At 42.6% G+C, this 1,189-nt stretch carries 1 protein-coding gene; it reads right to left on the bottom strand.

What is annotated here, in order from left to right; genetic code table 11:
- Positions 1–23 precede the first annotated feature (23 nt).
- The gene (locus R7Z77_RS24020) at positions 24–980 is read right to left on the bottom strand and encodes an IS110 family transposase (protein ID WP_033906599.1); all 957 of its coding nucleotides are present in this window, start codon (positions 978–980) and stop codon (positions 24–26) included.
- Positions 981–1,189: the final 209 nt, after the last annotated feature.

Below are 1,189 nucleotides of genomic sequence, written 5' to 3'. Positions count from 1 at the left end.
ACAAGAGACTATGGCGTCAATAGTTAATTTTTGAGGCTATCTGTATCCCACATAACACCATCTCTTAGCATTGAATTTAAGATAACAACCATCTTTCTCATGCAGGCAACAATGGCAACTTTTTTCGGTTTTCCTGCCGTAAGTAGTCGTTCATAAGTTGCTTTGAAAACAGGGTTGCATTGGATAGCCGACATCATCGCCATATACATAACGGTCCTAACTTGAGACCGCCCTCCTTGTATCAGCCGCTTACCTTTAAAGCGGCCACTTTCTCTTGTTATTGGTGCGACACCAATGAGAGAAGAAGCTTGTTTGTTAGTGATAAAGCCCAGCTCGGGTACATTACTAATTAGGGAGGCAGCAAGGACTTTACCAACACCAGGCATGCTTTGGAGAATAGTATTTTTGGCTTGATACTCAGGACAACTCTCAATCAGTTTCGCTATCTTTGCTTCTACTTTTTCAATCTGATTTTTCAGGGCGGTAAGGATAGGGGTAATCGTAGACGAGATATTCTTAGGTAATATTTGTAGTCGGTTTCTTTCCATGGTTTGCATGGTGAGTAGCTGGTTACGCCTTGTGACTAAGTCACTCATAAGGCGTATGTTTTCGCTTTTTAGTTTGGTCAGTTCTGGCTGAACACGTTCGGCATAATGTGCGATGAGAGCGGCATCTAAACGGTCGTTCTTAGCTCGTTGACCAATGGCACCAGCAAACCTTTTAATACGTAGTGGGTTGGCAATAACATAAGGTAATTTGGCTTTGTCACAGGCGAGTATAAAAGGCATTTCTAATCGACCTGTAGCTTCGATGACGACACGTTGAGGTTTGTGTTTCTTAATGGTTTTTATGGCATCGCTGATGCCTTTTTCGGTGTTCGGGACAGTGAAGTAAATATCGAGTGGTCGGATGTAGATGTCTAATTGTGACTTACCAGTATCAACGCCGACATTAATGTTTTGAAGTGTGTTTGTATTCATAATAAGCTAACTCTTGCTTGCAAATGCGGGCTCGAGACCCAGAAGACTATTCGAGTGTGGTGCTTGGAGTTCTATCTGGCGTTCGTACTTGTTACCGGTCTCTCAATTGAGGAGCCATCGTTCAATCGAACTACCAGATAGAAGAACTTTAGTTGCAGCTAAAGTCTGGGTCTCACCTTACCCGATTGGAGTACTTATTATCCATACAA

This window comes from Vibrio sp. 1401 (genome assembly GCF_033340295.1).
This window is presented reverse-complemented; position numbering and strand designations above follow the sequence as displayed.

Excerpts from the sequence above, each read along its gene's own strand:
- R7Z77_RS24020 (WP_033906599.1), bottom strand. The coding sequence starts at position 980 with ATGAATACAAACACACTTCAAAACATTAATGTCGGCGTTGATACTGGT.